The 18,206-nt window shown below is 72.6% G+C and carries 14 protein-coding genes; 5 read left to right on the top strand and 9 right to left on the bottom strand.

Annotation, left to right across the window (positions count from 1 at the left end):
• Nucleotides 1–31: 31 nt before the first annotated feature.
• The 4 genes from AB0A97_RS10905 (at nt 32) to AB0A97_RS10890 (ending at nt 3,070) form a co-directional block, all read left to right on the top strand.
• On the top strand, nt 32–874 hold the full coding sequence (locus tag AB0A97_RS10905) for an SDR family NAD(P)-dependent oxidoreductase (RefSeq protein ID WP_361147620.1): 843 nt from the start codon (nt 32–34) through the stop codon (nt 872–874).
• A gap of 50 nt (nt 875–924) precedes the next feature.
• Nucleotides 925–1,527 carry a chemotaxis protein CheB gene (locus tag AB0A97_RS10900; RefSeq protein ID WP_361147617.1) on the top strand — a complete coding sequence of 201 codons (603 nt, stop codon included), beginning with the start codon at nt 925–927 and terminating at the stop codon, nt 1,525–1,527.
• 356 nt (nt 1,528–1,883) lie between these two features.
• Nucleotides 1,884–2,291, top strand: coding sequence for a WHG domain-containing protein (locus AB0A97_RS10895; protein ID WP_361147615.1), 408 nt, complete (start codon nt 1,884–1,886; stop codon nt 2,289–2,291).
• 95 nt (nt 2,292–2,386) lie between these two features.
• A complete protein-coding gene (locus AB0A97_RS10890) occupies nt 2,387–3,070 on the top strand; it encodes a GAF and ANTAR domain-containing protein (RefSeq protein ID WP_361147612.1) in 684 nt (227 codons plus the stop codon).
• 112 nt (nt 3,071–3,182) lie between these two features.
• Here AB0A97_RS10890 and AB0A97_RS10885 read toward each other — a convergent pair whose 3' ends face one another.
• From AB0A97_RS10885 to AB0A97_RS10850, 8 genes are all read right to left on the bottom strand, one after another.
• Nucleotides 3,183–3,422: a chaplin gene (locus AB0A97_RS10885; protein ID WP_361147609.1), complete on the bottom strand. Its 240-nt coding sequence runs from the start codon at nt 3,420–3,422 to the stop codon at nt 3,183–3,185.
• A gap of 790 nt (nt 3,423–4,212) precedes the next feature.
• On the bottom strand, nt 4,213–6,702 hold the full coding sequence (locus AB0A97_RS10880; RefSeq protein ID WP_361147606.1) for a discoidin domain-containing protein: 2,490 nt from the start codon (nt 6,700–6,702) through the stop codon (nt 4,213–4,215).
• Nucleotides 6,703–6,744: 42 nt separating this feature from the next.
• Entirely contained in the window at nt 6,745–8,310 is a 1,566-nt protein-coding gene (locus tag AB0A97_RS10875) for an alpha-amylase family glycosyl hydrolase (RefSeq protein WP_361147603.1), read from the bottom strand.
• Nucleotides 8,311–8,370: 60 nt separating this feature from the next.
• A complete protein-coding gene (locus AB0A97_RS10870; RefSeq protein ID WP_361147600.1) occupies nt 8,371–9,252 on the bottom strand; it encodes a carbohydrate ABC transporter permease in 882 nt (293 codons plus the stop codon).
• Nucleotides 9,252–10,199, bottom strand: coding sequence for a sugar ABC transporter permease (locus tag AB0A97_RS10865; RefSeq protein WP_361147597.1), 948 nt, complete (start codon nt 10,197–10,199; stop codon nt 9,252–9,254). Before AB0A97_RS10865 ends, AB0A97_RS10870 begins: the two co-directional genes overlap by 1 nt.
• Nucleotides 10,196–11,569, bottom strand: a complete 1,374-nt coding sequence (locus AB0A97_RS10860; protein ID WP_361147594.1) for an extracellular solute-binding protein — start codon at nt 11,567–11,569, stop codon at nt 10,196–10,198. Before AB0A97_RS10860 ends, AB0A97_RS10865 begins: the two co-directional genes overlap by 4 nt.
• Nucleotides 11,570–11,761: 192 nt before the next feature.
• On the bottom strand, nt 11,762–12,775 hold the full coding sequence (locus AB0A97_RS10855) for a LacI family DNA-binding transcriptional regulator (protein ID WP_361147591.1): 1,014 nt from the start codon (nt 12,773–12,775) through the stop codon (nt 11,762–11,764).
• A gap of 159 nt (nt 12,776–12,934) precedes the next feature.
• Nucleotides 12,935–13,351: a cysteine/serine endopeptidase inhibitor gene (locus tag AB0A97_RS10850; RefSeq protein ID WP_361147588.1), complete on the bottom strand. Its 417-nt coding sequence runs from the start codon at nt 13,349–13,351 to the stop codon at nt 12,935–12,937.
• Between the two features lie 522 nt (nt 13,352–13,873).
• Between AB0A97_RS10850 and AB0A97_RS10845 the strand changes: the two genes are divergently transcribed.
• On the top strand, nt 13,874–14,533 hold the full coding sequence (locus AB0A97_RS10845) for a class I SAM-dependent methyltransferase (RefSeq protein ID WP_361147585.1): 660 nt from the start codon (nt 13,874–13,876) through the stop codon (nt 14,531–14,533).
• Nucleotides 14,534–14,583: 50 nt separating this feature from the next.
• Here AB0A97_RS10845 and AB0A97_RS10840 read toward each other — a convergent pair whose 3' ends face one another.
• Entirely contained in the window at nt 14,584–18,078 is a 3,495-nt protein-coding gene (locus AB0A97_RS10840) for a BTAD domain-containing putative transcriptional regulator (RefSeq protein WP_361147582.1), read from the bottom strand.
• Between the last annotated feature and the right edge of the window lie 128 nt (nt 18,079–18,206).

The raw sequence follows: 18,206 nt of genomic DNA, 5'->3' as shown, positions 1-18,206 counted from the left end.
CTCCGGACAGCCTGCCGTGATCGGAGCGGACATGGACGATCTGAGGGACAGGACCGCCGTGGTCACCGGTGCCGCGAGCGGTATCGGGCGGGGCATGGCCGAGGCGTTCGCCCACGAGGGCATGCGGGTGGTGCTGGGCGACGTGGAGGAGGCGGCGCTCCAGGCCACAGCGGCGGGACTGCGGGACGGCGGCGCCGACGTGCACGCCGTCGTCACCGACGTGGCCGAGGCGGACGAGGTCACCGCGCTCGCCGAATCCGCCCTGCGCGCCTACGGCGCCGTACATGTGCTGTGCAACAACGCGGGTGTCCACACGGGCAGCAAGCCGAGCTGGGAGAGCACCCTCGACGACTGGGCCTGGATTCTCGGCGTGAACCTGATGGGCGTCGTGCACGGCATCCGCACGTTCCTGCCCGTCATGATCGAGCAGAACGAGGAGGCGCACATCGTCAACACCGCCTCGATGGCCGGTCTCCTCCCGGGCGGCTCGCTGTACGGGGCGACGAAGACCGCCGTCGTCTCCCTCTCGGAGACGCTGCACCTGGAACTCGTCGAGAGCGGGCGCAAGCCACGCGTGTCCGTACTGTGCCCCGGCCTGGTCGACACGGACATCTACCGCTCCCAGCGCAACCGGCCGCCCCGCTACTCCGACGCGGGCCCGGTCCCGGGCAACTGGTCGCCCGACGCGGCCCGGAAAGCCTTCGAGGATTTCGGCGTCCCCCCGCGCACCATCGGCGACGAGGTGGTGCGGGCCATCCGGGAGGAGCGCTTCTACGTCCTGACCCACCCGGAATACCGGGACCACATCAGGCACCGGGCCCAGCAGATACTCGATGGCGAGAACCCGACGCTGCTGCCGCCGCCGGGGAAGTGAGCCGGGGTGTGCGGGGCGTCGTCGTGACCGCCCGGGGCTAGGCTCGCCGTATGGCAGCGGCACGGTGCATCGGCGAGAGTTGTGCCGTGGTGGCCGTCGCCGCCTCGGCCGGAGGCGTGTTCGCGCTGCTGGAGCTGTTCGGCTCCTTCACCACGGGGCCACCGGTGCCGACCCTGGTCGTCCAGCACCTGAGCCCGCGCCACCGCACGCTGCTCGACACGATCCTCCAGCGGCGTACGCGGGTGCCGGTCGCCATGGCCCGGGACGGTGAACGGGCCGCGGCCGGGCGGGTCTACCTGGCGCCGCCCGACCGGCATCTGCTCATCGGTCCCGGCGGCATCCTGACCCTGTCCGACACGGAACGGGTGAACCGGGTCAGGCCCGCCGCGGACCGGCTGTTCACCTCGGTCGCCGAGACCTACGAGGACCGTGCCTGGGCCTTCGTGCTCAGTGGGACCGGACGCGACGGCGCGGCGGGCGCCCGGGCCGTCAAGGACGGCGGCGGTACCGTCGTGGTCCAGGACCCGGAATCCGCCGACTACCCCGGCATGCCCCGGGCCGCGCTGGAGGCCGGCGCGGTGGACCATGTGCTGGCCCTGCACGACATCGAGGAGATGATCCGCACGTTCGCCGCTTCCGGGCAGAAGACCTGACGGCGGGACTCCGGGCGGGCGGGCCGGAACAGGTGCCCGGCCGCTCGCCTGTGGTCGCGGAGGAAGGCGGGGATGCCGGCCCGGGCCGGGTAGTCGGGCAGCGGTGCGGGCCGGTCGTCGAGGAACGCGGTGATGACGGCTGCCGCTCGCCGGTCGTTGTCGTCCAGACCGTTCCACATGTGGTGGCCGACGCCGGGCAGGTACTGGGTGCGCCGGATGGCGGGGTCGGCCGCGAGGACGCCGGTCTCCCACTGCCGAACCTGTGAGGTGCACTCCGCGATCATCAGCGTCGCGGGTGTCCGGGACCGCTTCAGCAGCGGGGCGAGGGAAGGGGAGGGGGAGTCCTCGATCGTTTGTTGGACACGGAGGCTGGCGGCGGCGCTGAAGGAGAAGTTCCGCGCCGTGTCCTCGACCGGAACGCGGCGCGCGTCCCGTGCGCAGTAGGCGGACGCGGTGTCGCTGCCGAGGTCGGCGGCGCGCAGTCCTTCGTCCCGTCGGACCGGGTCGGCGACCGCGACCCGGTGCGGCCGCTGGTCGCGGCGATCGACCGCGTCGTGGTGGACCGTGTCCTCGCGGGCGGCACCACACAGATCGCGGTCTCGTTGTGGGCCGCCCTGCACGGGCTGGTGTCCCTCGAACTCGCCGGCGCCCTCGAAGGCGCCGCAGCCGAGACCGCTTTCCGGTCGACGATCGACGCCTTACTGCGCGGCTGGGCAACTTCCGACGCCTTCCCGGGCCTTCGGGGTGCGGACATGGTGCCGTGAGACCGCGTTCGGCCCACCTGGCGGTCCGGGGCTGCAATACATTGGCGTGACAGCGGCGGGCCCGGTCCGGTCCGGCGCGGGTGGGTGGGGGAGGCATGTCGGGACAGACCGTCGCGAACCTGATCGAGAAGCTGCAGCCCGGTGGACCGGGGCCGTCCCGTCTGTGGTGTGCCCAGTGCGCCGTCCTGCTGGACGTGGACGGTACGGCGATCTCGCTGCACTTCGACGGCTCGCAACTGCTGTGGCACAGCGACCCCGACGGAGCACGTCTGGACGATCTCCAGTTCACCCTGGGCGAGGGACCTGGCCTGGACGCGGCCCGCGACGGCGCCCTGTGCCTGGTCGCCGACCTGTCCCGCTGCGGCTCCCGGTGGCCGATGTTCGCCGCACAGGCACGGGAACTGGGTATCCGGGCGGTCTTCGCCTTCCCCCTGCGGCTCGGTGCGCTGCGGGTCGGCGCTCTGACCTGCCACCGGCGCACGCCCCACCGGCTCGCGCCGGAGAGCGCCGCCGGCGCGCTGACGCTCGCGGACGCGCTGACCCTGTTCCTGCTCGGCGGCCGGCACGCCGGTCCGCGGTTCCTGAACCCTGCGGACCTGCACCGTTCGGAAGTCCACCAGGCCACCGGGATCCTCAGCGTCCACCTCCGGGTGCCGCTGGCCAGCGCCCTGGCGCGGCTGCGCGCCCACGCCTTCGCCACCGAACGCCCCATCACCGAGGTGGCCCGCGATGTGGTGGCCGGGCGCCTGCGCCTGCCGCGCGATGCCACCAGCGCTTGACCGTACGGACCCACGCGCACACGACGAAGGTGCGGGACGGCCGTACAGCCGCCCCGCACCGGGCATCGCACGCCGGCCCGCCCGGGGGCGGTGGCGCGTCAGGTGGTCAACGTCAGTCGTTGACGCAGGTGTTGCCGAAGGTCGGGTTGAGCAGACCGACGATGTTGATGCTGTTGCCGCAGACGTTGACCGGCACGTGGACCGGAACCTGAACGGTGTTGCCGGAGACCACGCCCGGCGAGTTCAGCGCCGCGCCCTGGGCCCCGGAGTCGGCAGTCGCGAGGCTCGCGCCGCCCAGGATGATGGCGCAGGTTCCCGCGGCGGCGACGGCAGTCTTGATGGCACGCGACATGGAATGTTGCTCCTCGTACATTGAGAAAAAGGACAGGCGGCCTGGCGGGGACACCCGGTGCCCGCCACCACGGCTGGTGGGCCGCCGACCACCAATCAACCCGATGCGGCGCCGTTTGTCGCGAAGAACGGAAGGTGTTCACTCTATTTAGGGTGGAGATCGAATCAGCGTATTATTTATCCAGGTCGGGGCCGGATTGACCGTCCCCCTGCCGGAGGCGGGCGGCCGGCGCCCGGCCGCCGGCCGCCACGGTCCCTACGGGCCGCAGGTCGCGTCCCGGATCGCCGATGTGGTACCGGCTCTCCTTCGCCACGAGGTGCCCGCGTGCCGCGTCGGCCGCGCTGCCCGTGCCCTTGGCCGCTTCCCGGGCGCCCTCCACCAGCGGGCGTGGCGCTGCGCTGCCCCGGCACCACCTCGCCGGGGCAGGGCGCCGCTCCGGCGGGCACCGCCGAAATCGCCAGTGCGGCGGCGCCCAGCAGCGCCGCCGCACTGGCGAAACCTTTACGCGCACCGGCCGCTCCACGCGGCCCGCGTAACCCGCCCGGGACCTCCGGTCTTTCCCGTACCGGTCTCCCGTCCCCTGTCCCGCACTCACGCGAGGCGACTCCTTCCGCCCTCTGCCGCACGGTTCGCAGCCGTCACTGTTGTGGACGGGAACATGCAAGCGGCCGGCTGTTCACCCCGACAACGAACCCGACAAGTCGGTGGGCGGCTTCCGGACGCGTGGGGAGAGCGGGGCGAGGTGTGGCCGTTCGGGGAGGGGCGCGGTACCCCGGGCGGGAAGGGCGCGTCAGTCGATGTTGATTTTGAAGGTGGAGGTGGTGTTGCGGATGTTCTCCGCGTTGTCGCGGAGGGTCAGACGGTGGAAGGCCGCCTGGCCCACGGCCGGTCCGCCGGCCGCTTCGTTGGCCCAGACACCGAAGCCGGACCGGTCGTTGTACTCGTCACCGCTCTTCTTCGCCCCGGAGACGGTCACGTCGGACAGCTCGGTGTCCTGGACCGGGTGCTGCGGCTGCTGGCCGACGTAGTTGGTCTGGAACATGATGCCGTGGTACGTCGGGTCGGTGATCGCGGCGCCCTTCACCCGGATCGCCCGGAAGGGCTTCGACGCCGAGTAGAGCCAGATGCCGGGGAAGGTCTGGCCGTTCCAGAAGTGGCCGCCCGCGCGCTCGATGCCGAGGTTCTCGAACGTGGTCTGTCCGGGCCCGAAGCCGTTCATCGGGATGCCGAAGTCCAGCGACGAGATGGTCACGCCGGCGTAGACCAGGGTGTCCACGACGCGGACGTTGCGGAAGGTGTTGAGCTGCCCGCCGTACACGGCCAGGCCGGCGGCCCGCCAGGTGAGCTTGGAGGTGAGGTTCTCGTAGACGTTGTGCGTCTGTTCGCCGCCGCCCGAGTCGAGCGCGGAGAACAGCGCGAAGGAGTCGTCGCCGGTGGCCCGCGCCTCGTTGTTGGTCACCAGGTTGTCGCTGGAGCCGTTGGTCATGTTCAGACCGTCGGCGAAGGTGTTGCGGATCCGGTTGTTCCGGATCGTCATCCGGTCGGTGTTGGCGCCCCAGTAGAGGCAGACCATGTGCTCGGCCCAGATGTTCTCGATGGTGATGCCGGAGATGTTCTGGAAGTCGAAGACCTTGCCGGGGCCGTCGATGCGCGAGGTGTAGTTGCCGAAGTAGGCGAAGCCGGCGAACGTCGAGCCGTCGGCGCCGTCGGCGGCGCGGAAGCCCACGTCGGTGTTCTGCTGGCCGGCCGGGGCGTGGAAGCGGGTGAACCACGGCCCGGCGCCGAGCACCTTCACCGGCTTCAGGTAGACCTGGAACTTGCTCGACGTCTGGTAGTCGCCCGGCGGCAGATAGACGCCCTTGATCCTGCCGGTGGTGTCCATCCGGGCCCGGTCCAGCGCGTTCTGCACGTCCTGGTGACCGAAACCGGCCGGTTCCACGAACGCCTGCCGGTCCGGGTTGGGCGCCGCGGCCACCTTCTCGAAGTCGACGAAGTCGATCGCGTACGTGGAAGGGTTGTCGGCGTCCTTCTGGAGCCGGACCTTGCTGCCCGCCGGAACGGTGCGGCCGAGGTCGAGATGCGCCTCGTCGTAGATGTGCCGGGCCGGGCCCGCGCCCGGGTCGTTCACCGGGGCCGCCTCCGGGCCGTACAACCAGGCGTACTTCGACGTCAGGTCGAAGGGCTTGGCCTTCTGGCCGTTCACATAGACGTTGAGCTTCGCGTTCGTGCCGCCGCCGCCCGGTGCGTCCGGTATGGAGAAGCGGGTGACCAGGGTGCTGGTCTCCACCGGGGTGGTGAACTCCACGTACTGGCCGGTCTGCTTCAGGGTCACGGCCCTGCGCCCCGACGCCTCGCCCGCCAGGTCGCCGATCCTGCGGTTCGGGCCGACCACCTGCGCGCCGCCGCCGGTGGCGCCGGACTCGGCCTCGACGGTGGTGTACGGCATGGTCGCGCCGGTCGCGGCTCCGGCCCCGGCCCGCCGGGGCTGCGGTGCGGGCTTCGCGAGCGACGGCCTGAAGGCCGCGCGTGACGAGCCCTGGCCCGCCGCGACGGTCCGGGTGACCGTAGGCCCGTCGGGGGACTGGTTGCCTGCCGCGTCCCGGGCCCGCACGGTGTAGGCGGTCCGGTGCGGCGTGCCGCCGGGCGCGGTGGTGTCCTCCCAGTGCGTCGCCGTGGCAGGCAGTCCGGCACGCAGCCGGCCGTCGGCGTAGACGTCGTACCCGGACGCGCCCGGAGCCCGCTCCCAGCGCAGCGTCGCGCCGTCCAGCCGGACGTCGCGCGGCGCCTCGGGGGGCGCCGTGTCGCCCGACGCCGCGGGGAACAACGCGAGTTCGCCGACCCGCTGCGCTCCGGCCACCCGGACGTACCGCACCGGCGCGCCGTCCAGGCGCAGGGTGACGTGGCCCTGGCGGGACCGGGAGTCGGACAGCTCGACGAAGTCGCGGCCGTTGGCGGAGCCCTGGAGCTGGACCTGCTGGGCCTTGCCGGGCAGTGTGAGCTCGACCCGGTCCAGGCGGCGGGTCGCGCCGAGGTCGGCCTGTACCCAGCGGGCGGCGCTGCCCTTCGCGTAGGTGTCCGGGTCGCCGTCGTGGGCGCGGGCTGCCCCGTCGCCACCGAGGCGCGCCGCCAGCGGGCCTGCGCCCGAGCCGGCCGGTCCGGTGGCGGCTTCGGCGGCGAACGCCTGCCAGCCGGTCGCCAGCAGGCCGGTGCTGAGCACGGCGGCCAGTACGGGCCGCCAGGCCCTTCTGCGTGATGGAGTGGTGTGTTGTGTGGAGCCCATGACTTTCCCTTCTGTGGGGAGAGGGCGGCGGCCGTGCCCGGGTCAGGCCCGCAGCCAGACCGCCGTGTCCTGCGGCAGCGCGCCCACTGGAGTCAGCGGGCCCGATGCCAACAGAAGTTCGGAGTGCGGGGGCAGCGCCATGGCGGCCGTGCCGAGGTTGACCAGGCACAGCACGCTGCCGCCGCCCGGCACGTCGCGCGCGAAGGAGAGCACCTGCGGCGCGTCCGTGGGCAGCCAGCGCAGCGGGCCCGCGTCCCGGAAGGCGACGCGCAGCCGCAGCGCGGTGCGGTACAGCGAGAGCATCGAGACCGGATCGGCGGCCTGCCGTTCGGCGGCGTACCGCTCCCAGCCGTCGGGGCGGGGCAGCCAGGACGGGCCGTCGCCGTCCGCGTGCCAGGGCAGCGGCACCCGGCAGCCGTCCCGGCCCGGGGCGGTCCCGCCGGACCGGGCGTACATCGGGTCCTGGATCAGCTCGCGCGGGATCTCGGCCTCCGGCAGGCCCAGTTCCTCTCCCTGGTAGAGGTAGACGGACCCGGGCAGCGCCAGGGTGAGCAGCGCGGCGGCGCGGGCCCTGCGGGTGCCCAGGGCGAGGTCGGTGGGGACTCCGAAGCGTTTGCGCGCGAAGGCGAATCCGGTGTCCTCGGCACGCCCGTAGCGGGTGACCGTACGGGTCACGTCGTGGTTGGCCAGCAGCCAGGTGGCGGGGGCGCCGACGGGGGCGTGCGCGGCCAGCGTGAGGTCGATGGAGGCGCGCAGTTCGGCCGCGTCCCAGGGGCGGGCCAGGAAGTCGAAGTTGAAGGCGGTGTGCAGCTCGTCGGGGCGCAGGTAGCGGGCGAACCGCTCGGGGTCGGGCAGCCAGATCTCCCCGATCAGCACGGCTCCGTACGCGTCGGCCAGCCGCCGCCAGGAGCGGTAGATGCCGTGCAGTTCCGGCCGGTCGTGGAAGGGGTGCGGGCCGCCGTCACGGGGCATGTCGGGCAGGCCGTCGGCCTTGGCGAGCAGCGCGGCGGAGTCGATGCGTACGCCGTCCGCGCCGCGCTCGAACCAGAACCGCAGCACGTCCTCGTGCTCGCGGCGGACCTCCGGGTGGCTCCAGTCGAGGTCCGGCTGCCCGGGGCTGAACAGGTGCAAGTACCACTGCCCGTGCTCCGTACGCGTCCAGGGCACGCCGCCGAACTCGCTCACCCAGTCGTTCGGCGGCTCGGTGGAGGGCGGCCGGAAGTGGAACAGGTCCTGTTCCGGCGATCCGGGGCCGGCGGCGAGCGCCGCCCGGAACCACGGGTGCTGGTCGGAGACGTGGTTCGGCACGATGTCCACGATGGTGCGCAGGCCCAGCCCGTGCGCCTCGGCCAGCAGTTTCTCCGCCTCGGCGAGGGTGCCGAAGGCCGGGTCGACGGTGCGGTAGTCGGTGACGTCGTAGCCGCCGTCGGCGAGGGGGGAGAGGTACCAGGGGGTGAACCACAGGGCGTCCACGCCGAGTTCCGCCAGGTACGGCAGCCGGGCGCGGACCCCGGCCAGGTCACCGGTGCCGTCGCCGTTCCCGTCGGCGAAGGAGCGGACGTACACCTGGTAGATGGCGGCGGTGCGCCACCAGTCCGTGCGGGACAAGGGGAGTCCTTTCGTACGCGGTGCGAGGTGTACGGGGGAGCGGGGGACGGCGCGGTGCGGTCAGCCCTTGAGGCCGCCCGCGCCGAGACCGGCGACGATCTGCCGCTGGAAGGCCAGGAACAGCGCGATCAGCGGCAGCGAGGCCAGGACCAGGCCCGCCACCAGGCTGTTGAGCGGGGTGTCCTGGGCGACGCGCTGGAGGAAGACGCTCAGCGGCTGCTTCGCCGGGTCCGGCAGGACCAGCAGGGGCCAGAGGAAGTCCTTCCACGCGGCGACGACCGACAGGATCGACACCACGGCGAGGATCGGCCGGGACAGCGGCAGCACGATCCGCCACATGGTGCCCAGCGGCCCGGCACCGTCGATGCGGGCGGCGTCCAGCAGCTCGTCCGGCACGCGGTCGAAGAAGTTCTTCAGGAGGTAGATGCTGAAGGCGTTGGCGGCGGCGGGCAGCCAGACCGCGCTCGGACTGTCGATCAGGTTGCGGTGGAACAGCGGGACGTCGACGACCGTGAGGTAGACGGGCACCAGCAGCGCGGTCGCGGGCATCATCAAGGTGACCAGCATCAGCCCCAGGACCACGTTCCCGAACCGGGGCCGCAGCTTGGACAGCGCGTACGCCGCCGGTACCTGCACCGCGAGCTGGACCAGCCAGGCGCCGCCCGCCAGCAGCACCGTGTTCAGGAAGTAGCGGGTCAGGTCCATCTCCCGCCAGGCACGCCCGTAGTTCTCCGGGTGCCACTCGGCGGGGACGTAGGTGGGCGGGTTCTGCGCCAGTTCGGCCGACGTTTTCATCGCGCCCGTCACGGCCCAGTACAGCGGCACCAGGAACGCGACGGTGAACAGCGCCAGAGCCACGGCCAGCACCGACCAGTAGACCAGCTTCCCCTTGCGGGTGCGCAGGACGGCGGGACGGACGAGCGTACGGGTCGAGGCGGCCATCAGCCCTCCTTGGTGCGGGTCAGGCGCAGATAGAGGGCGGAGAACGCGGCGAGGACGAGGAGCAGCAGCAGGCTGAGCGCGCTCGCGGTACCGAAGTCGTTGTAGACAAAGGCATAGCGGTAGACGAGGAACATCACGGTGACCGTGGAGTCGTCGGGCCCGCCGCCGGTCATCACGTACGGCTCGGTGAACACCTGCATCGTCGCGACGATCTGGAGCAGCAGGAGGACCAGCAGCACGAACCGGGTCTGCGGAACGGTGACGTGGCGCAGCCGCTGCCAGAGGCCGGCGCCGTCCAGCTCGGCGGCCTCGTACAGCTCGCCCGGGATGGTCTGGAGCGCGGCGAGATAGATCAGCGTGGCGGTGCCCATGTTGGCCCAGGTGGAGACGATCACCAGGGAGACCAGTGAGGTGGACGAGGAGTCGAGCCAGGCGGAGGTCGGCAGGTGGAGGGTGCGCAGGACCTCGTTGAGCAGCCCCGGGCCCGGGTCGTAGAACCACTTCCACATCAGCGCCACGACCACCGGGGGCAGCATCACCGGCAGGTAGACCAGCACGCGGAAGTACGCGCGGGCGTGCCGGAACTCGTTCAGCAGCACCGCGGTCAGGAACGGCACGAAGAAGCCCAGCACCAGCGCGTACGCGGTGAACACCGCGGTGTTGCGCCACGCCGTGGCCAGCAGGGGGTCGGCGAAGAGCTTCTCGAAGTTGCTCAGACCCGTCCAGGTGCTGCCGGTGGCGAAGTTGACGTCCTGGAAGGCCAGGAGCACGTTGCGGACGATCGGCCACCACGAGAACAGCGCGAAGACCACCACGGCGGCGCACAGGAACCCGTACGCGGTCAGGTGCTCGCGCACCGAGCGGCGCAGGCGGGCGGCGCGCCGCCCGTGCGTCGCAGTGGCCGGTGACCGGGACGACGGCTTCTTCAGCAGGGGCGCGGTGGTCATCGGAGCGCGCTGTAGATCTGGTCGGCCTTCTTCTGCGCGGTGGCGAGCAGCGCGTCGATGTCGGCGTCCTTGTCGGTGAGGACCGCCTGCATCGCGTTGTCGAGCACGGCGTAGACCCGTTGTGCCTCCGGGGGTTCGAGGACACCGGTGACGCGGGGCGCCGCGTCCATGAAGGGCTGGTAATTGCCTACGGGGATGTTGGCGTACCTGCGCTTGGCCGCCTCCACCCGGTCGCGGACGGAACCCTTCCAGATGTCGGGGGTGGGCGGCATGGGCAGTCCGACGGGCAGCTTCGCGGCGAGGTTGTCCCGGATGTTCTGCTCGACGAGGTCCGGGTCGAGGTACTTCCATTGCAGCCACTTGATCCCGGCCGCGATCTTCTTCGGGGACGCCTTGGGATTGATCATGTACCCCTCGCCGCCGATCAGGGTGGCCCTGCCGTCGGGTACGGGCGCGAGCCCGTAGTCCTGGTACCTGCCGCCGAACTGCTTGGCGATGACGGTGATGTTGTCGGCCGCGGCGATGTACATCCCGAGTTTGCCGCTGCCCATCATGCGCTGGACGTCCTCGGCCTGGAGCAACTGTTTGCTGCCCATCGAGTTGTCCTTCCAGCGCATGTCGTGCAGAGCCTGGAGGGTGGCCCGGCCGGCCGCCGAGTTGAAGGCGGCCCTCCAGCGGCCGTCCTGCTCGGTGGCGATCCGGCCGCCCCGGGAGTACAGCTCGGCGGTGAAGTGCCAGCCGCCCTGGTTGTTCTTGGAGAAGTCGGCGTAACCGGCGGTGTTGTCGCCGAGCGCGGCGATGCGCTGCGCCGCGGTCCGGACGTCCGCCCACGTCCGCGGCGGCTTGTCCGGGTCGAGCCCGGCCTTCTTGAACAGGGTGCGGTTGTAGAGCAGCCCCATCGAGTAGTTGGCGGTCGGCAGGCCGTACTGGCGGCCCTTCTCGTCCTGGAACACCTTCATCAGCTCGTCCTGGACGTCCGCGCGGTGCGGCATGTCCTTGACGTGGTCGGTGAGGTCGGCCGCCTGATGCTTCGCCAGCAGGCCGCGGGCGTCGTTGAAGTATACGTAGAAGACGTCTTCGAGTTTGCCGCCCGCCAGCTTGGCGTTGAAGGTCTTCGGGTCCATGAAGCCTTCGTGCGGCACGATGTCGATGCCGGGGTTGGCCTTCTCGAACTGCTGCACATGCTTGTCGAAGAGCGCGCGCTCGAACGCCTGCGTCGTGGGCGGCTGCCCGTTGACGGTGAGCCGCACCGTGCCGCCCGGGGCGTCCTCGGCGCTGTCGCTGCTGCTGGTGCCGCAGGCGGTGAGCGCGGTCAGGGACGCGACGGTGAGGCAGGCGAGCGTGCGTCCGCGTTTTCTCGTGGATGACATCGGTGGACCCCTCTGAGCGTGAGCGAGGCAGCGAGCGAGGCGGCGGGCACTGGCGCTCACTCAAGCATTGGGGTCAGGGGAGCGCAATATCGCGCGCGTAATCTGCAAATTATCGACAGCGTCTTGGGCAGCTCGAAGCCGACGCTGCCGGGGCTTCCGGCACTTTCGGCGGCTTTCCGGCGGCCGTGCGGGCTACCGCGTGGCGCGCGGCCCCGTCGATCCCCGTACGACCAGCTCCGGTTCGAACAGGATCTCGTCGCGGACCACCTCCCGGCCGTCGATCTGCGCCGTCAGCAGTTGGACCGCGGTACGGCCCAGCGCGTCGATCGGCTGCCGGACGGTCGACAGCGGCGGCTCCGTCACAGTCATCAGCGGCGAGTCGTCGTACCCCACCACCGACACGTCCTGCGGCACCCGCAGCCCGCGCCGGCGCGCGGCCCGCACCGCGCCCAGTGCGATGATGTCGCTGGCGCAGACGATGCCGGTCACCCCGGCGTCCAGCAGTCGGGAGGCCGCCGCGTGGCCGCCCTCCATCGAGTACATCCCGCGCACCACGTGCTCCGGCGGCAGCCCGGCGCCGCCCGCGGCCCGGGCCACCGCCTGCCCGGCGGCGAGCTTGCGCCGCGAGGGCACGTGGTCGGACGGGCCGAGCGCCAGGCCGATCCGTTCGTGCCCGAGCGAGGTGAGGTGGCGCCACGCCTGCTCCACCGCGACCGCGTCGTCGGTGGAGACGCAGGGGAAGTCGAGGCCCGGGATCGGCGCGTTGACCAGCACCACGGGCAGGCTCCTGGCGTGCAGCAGCCGGTAGTGGTCGTGCGGCGCGTCCGCCTGGGCGTACAGCCCGCCCGCGAACACCACGCCGGAGACCTGCTGCTGGAGCAGGAGGTCGACGTAGTCCGTCTCCTGGATGCCACCCGGTGTCTGGGCGCAGAGGACAGGGGTCAGTCCGCGCTGGGCGAGCGCGCCCCCGACGACCTCGGCGAAGGCGGGGAAGATCGGGTTCGACAGCTCCGGCAGCACCAGCCCGATGAGCTTGCCGCGCTCGCCGCGCAGTTGGGTCGGCCGCTCGTAACCGAGCACGTCCAGTGCCGTGAGTACCGCCTGCCGGGTGGCCTCCGAGACACCGGGCCTGCCGTTCAGCACCCGGCTGACGGTCGCCTCGGAGACGCCGACCTTCTTCGCCACCTGCGCAAGTCGTCGCGTCATGTACGCAACGCTAGCGCAAACGACGCAAGTATTTGCGGGGTCACGGGAACGCGAGCGGGCCCGAGGGCGGGTGCGGCGGCGCGAGAGCGCACCGGTGCCCGTCGGACCCGCTCCGCCGCGGCCGTCGCCGTCACATCAGGACGGCCGGCCGCGGCCGGTTCAGCGGACGAACTTCCAGCTGACCTGCGGGACCATGTCGGTGCCCGCGGGCACCAGCTTGCGGAAGGCCGCCTGGCTGAGGTCGATGTGGGTCGGGGCGCAGGACGGGCACTTGTCCTTGACCGGCACGGTGATGGTCCTGCCGTTGTACGAGACCTGCACCTTGATACCGGCACAGAGCGGGTCGTTGTTCGGGTTGGGCGAGGTCCAGTAGGAGGCCGAGACGGCGACCAGGTCCTGCGAGGTGGCGTCGATGGGCGTGCCGCAGGCGCCGTAGCCCTTGTCGTTGTAGTAGGTCATCTTGCCGTTCATGGTCTGGCCGATCGGCACGGCATGGGCCGTGCCCGTGCCGAGGGCGATGCCGGTGACGGCTATCACGCCGCAGACCGTCGTCTTCCAGCGTCTGGATGCGCGCATGATGTCTCCTCGTCCGAGTGGGTTCGGGTACGTTCCGGGAGATTTCTCGGGCAGCCGTTGCCGGGCGGCGGTGCGCCCGGCGATGCGCAACGGCAGGGAGCGGCCGACGCGTTGCCGCCGTCGGCGCGCGCTCGGCGCGCCGGCGCTCGGGCTTCAGGGGGCGGCGGCTCACGGAGCACTCCCGAGCACATGAGTGTCATGGACCGCGGCCGCCTCACAACCCCCAATGGGCTCAGATGTCCTGAAGTCGCGGAAAATGTACGCCGTATTGGCCCGGAACGGACGGTTGGCGTCCACTGCCGGAACCGGACGCGCGGGCCTCGTCCCCGGGCGGGGAACCTCCCGGGGGTAAGCGGCTCAAGCCGGGTGTGAGGGTGACTCGTACGATGACGCCGGAACTGATCGTGATTTTTCTGGAGGGGCCGGATCGTGCCGAGTGGGACCGGTGGAGGACGCGGGCGGCGGCAGGGAGCGTACGGCGTCGATGCCCCGTACGCGTTGTTCGGCCTCGGCTGCGGAGCGGTGGGGTCGACGTTGGCGGGGTTCGGCACGCTGTCGGGGCCCGGGATCGGGGTGGCCTGGCTGCCGTTCCTGTGTGCGCTCGTGATGGCGGTCGCCTTCGCGCTGTACGTGCACGCCACCCGGCGGGGCAAGTTCGCCGTCTGGGAGGACCTGCTGGACGGGCTGGAGCTGCGCGGGAACGAGCGGCTCCTGGACCTCGGGTGCGGGCGCGGCGCCGTGCTGCTGGCGGGCGCCCGCCGGGTGCCGCAAGGCCGGGCGGTGGGGGTGGACCTGTGGCGCGGCGTCGACCAGACGGGCAACGCGGAGAGCGCCACGGAACGCAACGCGCGGGCCGAGAGTGTCCAGGACCGGGTGGAGCTGCGCACCGGCGACCTGCGGGACCTGCCCTTCGGTGACGGCGAGTTCGACGTCGTGCTGTCCAGCCTGGCCATCCACAACATCAAGGGCGCCGAAGGGCGGCGCCGGGCGGTGGCCGAGGCGGTGCGCGTCCTGCGTCCCGGCGGGCGGCTGGTGATCGTCGACATCGGCGGCTCCGTGCCCTTCTACCGCGACGTCCTGGGGGCGTTGCCGGTCAGCGGGCTCGGTGTCCGCTCGGCGGGCTGGCGGATGTGGTGGGGCGGGCCGTGGATGCGTACGCGCGTGGTCACCGCGTCCGGCTGACCGGCCGCGCGTCCCGAAGGAAGCGGGCCGGCCGGCCGTGGCACAGGCTCTCAGCCCGAGAGGGCGACGTCGGTCACGTGCCGGCCCAGGAGGTCGTGCAGCAGGGCGGTGGTGGGCAGGGCGTGGTGGAGGTAGACGTGCTCGCGGCGGTGCTCGATGACGGCGAGCATCTTGCGGAGGGTGGCCGTGGCGTCGTCGCGGCGGCCGGCGTGGTGCTGGGCCTGGGCGAGCAGGCCGAGGTGCAGGGGGAGCCGCAAGTGGGAGCGGGAGGGCCGGAGTTCGGCGAGGCTGTCCCGCATCTGGGTGACGCCCTCGTCGTCGTGGCCCAGGTGGGCCAGGGACCAGCCCTCGGTCAGGCGCAGCATCGCCTTCCAGTACAGCAGCCCGTGCTCCCCGGCCAGCCGTGCCCCTTCGGCGGAGGAGGCCCGCGCGGTCTCGGCGTCGCCTTCCCAGGCGGCGAGGACCGCGTCCACGTACAGGGCGAAGGACCGGTCGGAGGGCCTGCTCTCGTACGCCGTCAGGCCCTGCAACTGGCTCCGGCGGGCGCGGGCGGTGTCCCGGTCGCCCAGGATCCAGTGGGTGAAGGCGTCGTAGGACCGGCAGGAGACCCGCGGGTCGTGCTGGAACGTACGGGCCAGGGCGCGGCCCTCCCGGGCGAAACGATCCGCCAGCCCGACACCGCGCTCCAGTTCCGCGAGTGCCTCCGGCAGCCGGCCGCGTACGTGCAGCGCGACGCCCTTGCCGTACGCCGCGCCCAGCAGGGCCACCGGATGGCGCGTACGACTGCCGATGTCCCGCAGCAGCCGGGAGAACTGCCGTGACTCGTCGTACCGGCCGGTGACCAGGAACGCCGAGCACAGCGCCCACAGCACCGAAGGGTCCTCGGGCGCCCGGGTGACCGCCCCGAGGGCGCGGCCACGGGTCAGCGCCGCTTCCGCCTCGGCGTCACCGTACCCGCGGACCATGGCGAGCAACTGCCCAAGCTGGATGTACAGCCGCTGCTCCAGCGCGCGGGCGGACGCGTCGTCACGGGGCAGCAGGCCCGCGAGGTGCACGGCCCGGCGCAGCCACGTCTCGACCTTCTCGTACGCCAGGTGCTGCTCGGCCTGCTCGGCGGCGCGCAACAGCCGGGGGAGGGCCTGCCGGGCGGGCAGCGCGTCCTGCGCGTGCCAGGTGTGGTGGGCCAGGCGCTCGAACTCCTCGTCACCCACCTGGGCGCCGCCGCGGGTGCACAGCGATTCGGCCACCCGGGCGTGCAGCCGGTGGCGTTCGTCGCGCGCGAGCACGTCGAGCAGCGTCTCGCGGACCAGCGCGTGCACGAAGTGCAGCCGCCCGGGGTGGTGCGGGTCCTCGCCGAGCAGACCCGCCCGTATCGCCGCCGTCAGGGAGGACGCCACCGGTTCGTCCTCGGTGGCGGTGCGGTGCAGCAGGTCCGTGTCGATCTCGGTGCCGATGACGGCACACAGCCGCAGCACCCGCAGGGCGGGCTCCGGCAGCGCGGCGAACCGCTGGCGCAGCGCCTCCCGCACCCCGGTCGGCACCTGCGCCCGCAGCACGTCGGTGGCGTCCGCGTCGTGCAGGCGCCGCGCGTCGCCGAGCAGCGACAGCAACTGCATGACGAAGTACGGGTTGCCCTTGCTGCGCTCGTGCAGCGCGTCCACGACGTCCGCGCCGACCCCGCGCCCGGCCTGCGCCTCCACCAGGGACGCGACGGCACTGCGGGACAGCCCGCCGAGCCGCAGGGTCTCGGTCCTGGGGCCCCGCAGGACGTCGGCCAGCACCCGGCGGATCGTGGCGTCGGAGTCCGCCTCGAAGTCCCGGGCGGTGAGCACGATGCTGATCCGGTGCCCGTGGCGGCGGGTGCCGAGCAGCCGCAGCAGGTCGAGGGAGGCGGCGTCGGCCCAGTGCAGGTCCTCCAGGAGCAGGACCAGCGGCCGCTCGGCGGCCAGCGCGAGCAGCACTTCGCACACCGCGTCGTGGGTCAGGAACCGCGCCTGGGCCCAGTCGTTCTCGTGTCCCTGCCCGCCGGGCCCGGCCGACCGCTCGGGCATCACCGGGGCGAGCAGCGTGTCGAAGGGCGCGGTGGCGGTGCGGAAGGCGTCCGGCCGGGTGGCCGACAGATGGCGCAGCACCTGGGTCCACAGCCAGTACGGCGGTACGCCCTCACCGGGGAAGCAGTGGCTCCAGACCACGTCGAGCGCGTCCCCGGCGGTTTCCAGCGCCGGGGCCAGCTCCATCAGCAGCCGCGTCTTGCCGACCCCGGCGGCGCCGAGTACGCAGGCCAGGTACCCGTGGCCGGTGGTCGCGCCGGCCGATGCCGTCGTCAGGCGGTGCAGCTCCTGGTCCCGGCCGGTGAACGGCCAGGGCGCCGCCGCCCCTTCGGGCCCGGAGCCCGGGCAGTCGTCCGGGGCGGGCGCCGGCCGGGCGGGCGGGCGGGCGACGCCGTGCAGGCGCCGTGGCCCTGTCACCCGTGTGCCTCTGGCCGGTCCCTGCACCGCCGCGCCTCGGTCCGCGTTCCGCGCGGAGCGACGGGGCCGCGCGGCCCGGGCCGGCGCGGCGGCTTCCTGCGGCCGCGCGGCCGCGTCCGCCGCGGCGTGCTGCGACGGGAAGTCCGCTCCCCGCGACGCGCTTCCCGGACGGCCGGGGGAGTCGGGGGAGCCGGCCGGGCCGTCGGGGGCCGGAGCGGCCGCGAGGCGGGCCGCCGGACCGCCGTCGTCCAGTTCCTGCCGGAGGATGGCGGTGTGCACCCGCTGGAGTTCGGCGGCGGTGTCCACGCCGAACTCCTCCACCAGGTGGCAGCGCGTCCGCTCGTACACCTCCAGCGCCTCGGCCTGCCGTCCCAGGCGGGACAGCGCCGTCATCAGATGCCCGACGAGGCGTTCACGGGCCGGGTTGCGGCGTACCTCCAGGCCCAGTTCGGCCGCCACCTCCTCGGCGGCCCCGAGCGCGAGCCGGGCCTCCGCGCAGGACTCCAGCGCGGTGAGCCGGACCTGCTCCAGGCGGGCGGTCTCGTCGGAGAGCGGCGGCTGGGCCCCGAACTCCGTGTAGGGCGCGCCGCGCCACAGCTCCAGGGCCTCGGTGAGCCGGTCGCGGGCGCCGCGCGGGTCGCGCCGGTCCAGGAGCTGCCGTCCGTCGGCGACCATCTGCTCGAAGCGGAACGCGTCGACCTGCTCCGGGGCGAGCTGGAGCACATATCCGGGAGCCTGGTAGCGCAGGACGGACGAGGTGCCCTGGCCGGCTGCCGGGGCGAGCACCCGGCGCAGGTGGGAGAGGTGGCTCTGGAGGGTGGCGACGGGGTGCCGCGGCGGCCCCTCGCACCAGAGCTCCTCGACGAGCAGTTCGGTGGGGACGACTCTGCCGAGGCGGACGAGCAGCAGGGCGAGCAGGGCCCGCCGCCGTGGCGGGCCGAGGGGGAGGTCGGCACCGCCGAGCCGGGCGGACATCGGGCCCAGGACGCGCAGTACGGGCTCGGGGGCGGGCCGGGGCCCGGCGGTGCCCGGAGGCTCCGGCAGGGGTGTGGGGGGCGGGGTGTGGGGTGTGCACATGTCGGTCCCAATCGTTCTCACGCCGGCGGCTGTGCAGGGGGACGTGCCGGACCGTAACCGGATCCATCCGGAAAGTGATCATGGCATATGTGGCGAGGCGTTCAAAGATCGGCAACCAGCCACGGGCA

This window comes from Streptomyces sp. NPDC045470 (assembly GCF_040646595.1).
GTDB lineage: Bacteria > Actinomycetota > Actinomycetes > Streptomycetales > Streptomycetaceae > Streptomyces.
Note: the sequence above shows the minus strand (reverse complement) of the source record. Positions and strands in the feature narration are given on the sequence as shown.